This window comes from Aeromonas sp. s6 (assembly GCF_040907815.1).
Classification (GTDB): Bacteria; Pseudomonadota; Gammaproteobacteria; order Enterobacterales; family Aeromonadaceae; genus Aeromonas; species Aeromonas caviae.
Genome location: NZ_JBFOCN010000092.1, coordinates 42,165 through 49,064, shown reverse-complemented (window position 1 = coordinate 49,064; position 6,900 = coordinate 42,165). Strand labels below are relative to the sequence as shown.

7 protein-coding genes and 1 other RNA gene are annotated in these 6,900 nt (G+C 54.3%); all 8 read left to right on the top strand.

Features of this window, described 5'->3' with window-relative positions:
* Positions 1 to 44 precede the first annotated feature (44 nt).
* The 8 genes from AB5Y50_RS14290 (at position 45) to AB5Y50_RS14255 (ending at position 6,895) form a co-directional block, all read left to right on the top strand.
* Positions 45 to 257, top strand: a complete 213-nt coding sequence (locus tag AB5Y50_RS14290) for an Hha/YmoA family nucleoid-associated regulatory protein (RefSeq protein WP_010673871.1) — start codon at positions 45 to 47, stop codon at positions 255 to 257.
* 13 nt (positions 258 to 270) lie between these two features.
* Positions 271 to 843: a recombinase family protein gene (locus tag AB5Y50_RS14285; RefSeq protein WP_010673872.1), complete on the top strand. Its 573-nt coding sequence runs from the start codon at positions 271 to 273 to the stop codon at positions 841 to 843.
* Positions 844 to 1,838: 995 nt separating this feature from the next.
* Positions 1,839 to 2,744, top strand: a complete 906-nt coding sequence (locus AB5Y50_RS14280; protein ID WP_010673874.1) for a ParB N-terminal domain-containing protein — start codon at positions 1,839 to 1,841, stop codon at positions 2,742 to 2,744.
* Positions 2,745 to 3,051: 307 nt separating this feature from the next.
* Complete coding sequence (locus tag AB5Y50_RS14275; protein WP_010673875.1) at positions 3,052 to 3,720, top strand: KilA-N domain-containing protein; 669 nt, start codon at positions 3,052 to 3,054, stop codon at positions 3,718 to 3,720.
* 143 nt (positions 3,721 to 3,863) lie between these two features.
* Positions 3,864 to 4,136, top strand: coding sequence for a hypothetical protein (locus AB5Y50_RS14270; RefSeq protein WP_010673876.1), 273 nt, complete (start codon positions 3,864 to 3,866; stop codon positions 4,134 to 4,136).
* An 86-nt stretch (positions 4,137 to 4,222) separates the two neighbouring features.
* A complete protein-coding gene (locus AB5Y50_RS14265) occupies positions 4,223 to 4,807 on the top strand; it encodes a phage single-stranded DNA-binding protein (RefSeq protein WP_010673877.1) in 585 nt (194 codons plus the stop codon).
* A gap of 327 nt (positions 4,808 to 5,134) precedes the next feature.
* Positions 5,135 to 5,228: signal recognition particle sRNA small type (gene ffs, locus AB5Y50_RS14260), an RNA gene on the top strand.
* Between the two features lie 647 nt (positions 5,229 to 5,875).
* The gene (locus tag AB5Y50_RS14255; protein ID WP_223953079.1) at positions 5,876 to 6,895 is read left to right on the top strand and encodes an MBL fold metallo-hydrolase; all 1,020 of its coding nucleotides are present in this window, start codon (positions 5,876 to 5,878) and stop codon (positions 6,893 to 6,895) included.
* Positions 6,896 to 6,900: the final 5 nt, after the last annotated feature.

The window sequence follows — 6,900 nt, the reverse complement described above, 5'->3', positions numbered from 1 at the left end:
GACTCACGTTGAAGCAATAGGAAGAAGATGAAGGAGATTTCCGCATGAATGACTTGGTTATCAGGCTTCGCCGATTCAAGGACAGGAAGTCACTGGATAGAGTTGCCCCAAGGATGCTTGATAAGGCTGCTGCTACGGGCCTCCAAGAGGAGCTGAAGGTCATCGCAGCGATTGACCACCGGCAAGCAGAGATAGCTGCTGGAAGGCATTTTGATGCGGGGAAAGTCCCTATGACAGCTTGGGCATTGGTTGATTGAGTAGGAGAGAGTGATGGGACAGGTTATCGGTTATGCACGTGTGTCGTCTGTCGGTCAATCGTTGGATGTTCAACTGGATAAGCTGACAAAGGCCGGTTGTGAGCGTGTGTACCAAGAGAAGGTATCAGGGACCAGCACAGATGGCCGTGAGCAACTAGCCGAACTCCTGCGGTATGTCCGAGAGGGGGACGATGTGGTGATCACCAAGCTGGACCGTCTGGGCCGTTCTCTCGCTGACCTGCTGGACATTACGGAACAACTGGAAGCCAAGGGCGTGACCCTGCGTGTACTGGACCAGAACTTAGAGACGATGACAGCCCAAGGGAAGCTGATGTTCACCATGCTGGGTGCCTTTGCTGAGTTCGAGACGGCTCTACGCAAGGAGCGTCAGATGGAAGGTATCGCCAAAGCTAAGGCTGCGGGGAAGTACACAGGCAGGCCAAAGAGTATCGACGAGGATGCAATCAAGGCGACCCTGTTGGAAGGCGGTAAGTCCCTGCGGGAAATCGCTACGCTTCATGGAGTCAGCCGAGCGACGGTCCATCGCCTATCAACAAGGATGCGAGAGGATGGGGAGCTGAGTTGATCGAGTGTGTCTATCGGTTGAGCCTGGGACCATCGAAAGGAGCAATCACTGGGGCTGTCCCAACGTACATTAGAGAAAGCTGATATACCCTGACCAATAGAAAGAGCTGATCGAGTGACCAACTTTGATCGAGTTTTTCAATCGACCCCCAAGGCTGTTCACCGCGACACCTTGGGGGGTTGTCGTTTGGGAGGACTCGACGATGACCCTGCGCCTGTCCCTCTGGACCTTTCTCATTGCCTCCCTTCTCCCTTCCATCCGTGTCCCTGCTGTCTTCAGGCTTTCTCTGTGGACCCGCGAGATCGTGCAGGGGTGATCGTGTGGGGTAACATGGGGGAATGCGTATGGTGATCAGAGAGAGCGTCTGAGGGGCTATCTGGAAGGGTCCAGAGGGGGAGCCTGGGGCCGAATCTGCGCTTGTTCGTCTGAATGCCCCTGTTTGTTGTCCGTGGGGCTGTCCCGAGGTCTGTACTCCCGACGATTATCCCGAAGACACCAATAAAACACCTTCTAGAGACCTCCAGAGCAGGGGCAATTGGAGCTCGTTACTTTTCCCTGACCATAGGGGGGGATACGAAAAGACCAATACTGAAAGACACCTTTAAGACACCCCAAATAACACCTCTCTTACCTTACTTACGTCAGGTATCTTCAGGATGGCCCATTGGCTGTCCTGTTGTCGCCTCTTACAGCCCTTCCCCTGATCATTCCTAGGACAACCAAGTGAGCCCATTTAGGCATCCTCCAGACAGATGACCAATGGGGATGAACATCGACGCACTAGCGTCTGTCAGACCTATCAACAGTAATGGGAATACTGGGATTAGCTTTTCCCTTGAGACCCATGGCTTTTTCACCCACATCAGTACCGCTATAATCCCGATCCAATCTGAACCATCCCCAAGACCATTGCCCAGACCTTGTGTTAGTGGGTTTGGGTTTCCTTTGCCAGACGAGGCACAAAGTGGCTCGATTGATAATAGGAGAACGACAAAATGATAACTTCTGCGTTGAACATCGCGTCCATCAATCGGACATCCGACACACAGTTCCGTACAGAAATGAGCAAGGAACAAGTGGAAGGGCTGACCGATCTAATCGAACGTGGCGTTCAGTGGAAGACCCCAATCCAGGTGGCCCGAGTCGATGGTGTCTTGTTCCTCACCGACGGCTTCCACCGTGTCGAAGCGTATGAGGCAGCAGGGTACGCTGAGATCCCTGCCGGCCAGTACGAGATCGTCGAATGCGAGACTATGAATGAAGTGATCATGTTGTCCATGCGGGCCAATGCTGCACACGGTAACAAGAACACCACAGCAGATCGTGTACGAATGGTGGACAAGTTAATCCAGATGGATGAAAAGCGGTTCATGAAGAACCCGTTTCTGGTGAACATTGACGAAGTTATGGCTGCACTCCAGCTCACTAAAAAGCAGGCTCGCCTTGCAGTTGACCCCAAAAATTCAGAGCTGAAATCGAAGCGCTGGGTTGCAATCGTGAAGAGATACAAGCAGGGGATGAGTGGGAATGCTATTGCTAAGGAACTGCAAATTGGGCAATCCACAGTATCAGATGTTATTCGTGAGATTATCGAAGATGAGCGCAATGATGAGCCAAAGATCCGTCCTGGCTCCATCTTCACCACTCCGATGACGGGCGTCGAGTACTACGCCAATTTGGCAGATCTTCGCGAAACAAATCCAGCAATGTACGAAGAAGAACTGAAGGTTGCACATGCCGAGTATAGGGCTCTAAAAGCTAACATCGATGCTCTTCAAGCCCAACTTGAAGTAGCCCAAGCCAAACATAAAGAGATTGAATCTAAGATGTCGCCTGACGAGATTATCGCTGCAAGAGCTCTGTGGGAATTGAGGCGAGCAGAGCGTTCAGCCAAGTCATAGTGCCTTTCCAAAAACTACAGCTACTAATAACAAATGAGGGCCTTGCGAGTCTCGGTATTGGTTGGAGATGTCTATCCACTACCCGATGAAAACTTGGAGGTCTGTGGCCTTACCGAAAATGCCCAAGGGGCAAATCCGGTAACTCAGCCTCCTTCCTTTCTGTTACTCCCATCCGGTGAAAAATCCCTGACCTTAGCAATACATCTGGCCATCTCTCGGTCAATGCTCGGGCATGTTTCGTGTATCTGAAGACTGTTCTGACGTGTTGGAGAGAGGGCCAGGGAGATTCACGCTGAGGAGTAATAAAATGCAAATTACATTTAACGCCAATACCTATGTTATTCGCCATAATGCCGAAGGATTGCTATCTCTTACCGACATCGAGAAAGCCTGGCGTGATTCTGGTGGTTCGGGTGGCCAGCTCAGGAACTGGTTAACGAGCGATGATTACAAAAGGATGTCCTCTGAAATTCAGAAGACTACAACCCGTGGCCGGAATGCGGAGACCTGGGGTTGTAAACGAGCAGTCATCCTCTATGCCTCTTATTGCTCAGTAGCCTTTCAACTTGCAGTTGTGGATGCTTTCACTGAATTGACCGAAGGGGATACCTTCAAAGCAGCAGCAATAGCCGGGTCTGTTGCGGTATCCCCCGAGCTGATCGAGAAACATGACAACACGCGGCAAGCGATGAATGACATGCTCCAAGAAAAGGGTATCTCTATGGGAGGCCATGCCTATGGGAACTTCTATCGGTTGGCCTGTAAGGCTGCCACTGGTTATGTGCCTACTGTACTCACAGGGAAGAATGGGACAGTCAAAGATTACCTGGTGGCCGCGGAACATCCCGAGTGTATGGCCGCCTTGATCGCCGCGATGGAGACGATCACCATGGGCCTGAAGGTCGGTCTGAATTATCACAAGGTCGCCGCCATGCTCAACGTAGAAACCACCAAGAACGTGGATTACTTCGATTAATCAGTCCCCCGAAGATAAAGCCATCAATGGTGGACTTCAGGTCTTCCTCAATGAGGATTTGCCTGAAGACAGGCTCTTGAATCTGCGTGAACCAGCGGTATCATTAGAGCCCGTACGTTTATGACTTACGTAAGGAGACCGCTATGCGAATCCCTTTGCCTGACTTTGACAAAGATCCCTACATGTACGCCCTTGTGCGTCTTGGTGGCATGTTAGAGGATGTCCGGGTTGGCTTCACTACCCTTGAGGAAGCTGTCCATTCGTATCTTGAAGAGAACGAGGATTTCCCGCTTGAATTACTCGCTGTTCTCTTCGGGGCAGACATTAAAGTGATCGAGGCCATGGCCGCGCGCTATGAGCCCGATGCTGCCTTGGATGAAATCCTTGGCCCCAGGGAAGGCATCCCCAGCCACTAACTCTGCCTTAAGCTAGTCTCTAAGCCCGCTGCGCCTCCTAAGGTCCGGCGGGTTTTCTTTTTTCTACTAAATCCAAGAGGAACCCTGTGACCCCAACTTTTACCAAGAAGTATGGCTACAACACCTTCAACACTTCGAGTGTGATCGCCCAGTCCCCGTACCTGCTGGACCCCGACACTAAGTTCAACGCCGAAGGCGACCTGAAGTGCAACTTCACCGTCGAAGACAATGACTACTGGCGCGGTGTCATTGAGAGGTGCGAGTCCGACCTGAAGGAATACGCCGCTCAAGTCCACAAGGACACCGGCAAGAAGCCGCGCCTGTCAGCCGACCTGCCGTGGGTAGAGAACTATGACGGCACCATTACCTTCAAGACCAAGCGCAAAGCCCAGATTACCCGCAAGAAGGACAAGAAGGTAATCGAGATCACCGTTCCCCAGTTCGACGCCAAGTGCCAGCCAATCATGCCGATGGTTGAGATCAGCGGTGGATCCGCCATTAATCTGAATTTGGAGATCTATACCTGGGTTGTCATCAACAGAGCGGGAGTGTCTCTGCGTCCCCTAGCGGTGCAGGTATTGGACCTGTATGAGAAAAGAGGTCCTAGGCGTGATGCCGATGAGTATGGCTTTGGCGTGGTGGAAGGGCCTGTACTCTTGAAGCCGTTCTGATTAGGTATCAAAGAAACGACATAGCCTCAGAGGCAGGTGCCAAGGTTACCAGTGGCGGATCCCGAATAGTCATAAGAGCTATGCATGCAAAGAGATCAGCACTTGGTAACAAGGCTCTCCACGTTTTTGCTGCGTTCCTTTCCGTTGATTTACTACGTGGTTTGTCCCAGAGCTTGAGACCACAGGGGAGGGCAGTTATCATGGGCTCCTCAATTGCCCCTATAGCTACTCCACTTCATGTGGATTACTTTGGTCGGGTTAGTTGTTACATTTTGACTTTAGAAATCTTGTTGATGGCGCTCAGTTCCATCCCCAAGTGCCTGATTTATTTGGGCTCGCATTGATAACCCGTCGACCTGGTCAGGACCGGAAGGTAGCAGCCAAGGCGGGGGACTCGAGTGCCGGGATGTGGCTGGTAGGGCCACCACCTGTTTCTGCCATTCAACAAGTTACAGCTAATACCCCCTTCAGACCTCTTGGTAATCCACTTCATGTGGATGAATCAGGAGTCTTCAAAGTGCATTTTCAGCTCTCTTCACATGCTATTTGCTCTACCGCAAGGTGAGCCTGTGCCCTATGGGCGTTCATCAGGCTTCAGACCGCGCCTGGCTCAAACTTCCTCTTGATCTTCAGCACTGTCCCCTTGAGATCATGCTTTCCCTCAGTCACCTCCCGTGGCCTCTATGGCCCAGCCATCTTCTGACTTTCAGCACTGCAAGCTCTTGCAGTACGCCATCTGACGCCTCCTTTTGTTGGCGCCGGCAGAGCAGGTGAGGCCATGCGCTTGATGCGACACCATGCCGGGGCCACGCGGCAACGCGAACCCCTCTGGTGGCGGGAGCCCGGGCAGGCTATCTTGCCGTTACTGGAGACGCCGGGAACCGGTTTCATACCGTGCGACTCTCCCGTTCTGTTTTATGGATGGTGAGGCCCCGTGCAGGGGCTGCTCTCGACTCACCAGAGACCAGGCTGACAGGCGTGGCATGAATGCAGACCCCGTCAGCCTCTTTTCGCGCCCCTGAGGGGCGCCGTTTTCTGTGGTTGCTCAAAGGAGCCCTGATGATTGGCATGATCGCATCTCTACTCAAACCGGGCCTGCCCGAACACCCGGACTCCTCGCAATATCATGGGGGCCGGTTCAACAATGCCGTGACACCCCAGGCGCGAAGTCTGTGGGAAGGGGCCAGGCTCTGGTGGGACTTTCTGTTCGCCAAGCCTGAGGGCACGGTGCCGGATCGCGCCATTCCGGTACAGGTCATGACCCGGGAGGGGCTCATCGCGGCGCCGGACAACAGCGTGTGGCGCTTCGGCCACTCCACTCTGCTGCTGAAGTTGCAGGGCACGTTCTGGCTGACGGATCCCGTGTTCAGCGAGCGGGCCTCGCCGGTGCAGTGGTTCGGCCCCAAGCGCTGGCATCAACCGCCCATCACCCTGGAGGCGCTGCCCCCCATCGAGGGGGTGATCCTCTCCCATGATCACTACGACCATCTCGATCACGGGGCCATACTGGCGCTGCAGGAGAAGGTCGACCACTTCATCACGCCCCTCGGGGTGGGGGCGCGCCTCATGGCCTGGGGGATTGCGAAGGAGAAGATCCGCGAACTGGACTGGTGGCAGCAGACCCGGGTGGGCGGTGTCACCCTGGTAGCGACCCCGGCCCAGCATTTCTCCGGCCGTGGCCTCGGGGACGGCAACCAGACCCTCTGGGCCTCCTGGGTCATTCGCGGCGAGGGGGTCAACCTCTTCTTCAGCGGTGACAGCGGCTACTTCGACGGTTTCAAGGAGATTGGCAGGCGCTACGGTCCGTTCGACGTGACCTTCCTCGAGACCGGGGCCTACGACAAGCGCTGGGAGCTGGTGCACATGCTCCCGGCGCAGACGGCGCAGGCGTTTCACGATCTCGGGGGGAAATGGCTCTATCCGGTGCACAACGGCACCTTCGATCTGGCCATGCACCGCTGGAACGACCCGCTTGAACAGATTGCCCGACTGGCTGCCGAGCAACAGATCCCCCTGACCACGCCTGTCATGGGGGAGCCTCTGGAGGTGCTGAGCCCCCATGAGGGTAGCCCCTGGTGGCGCGATTGACCTGA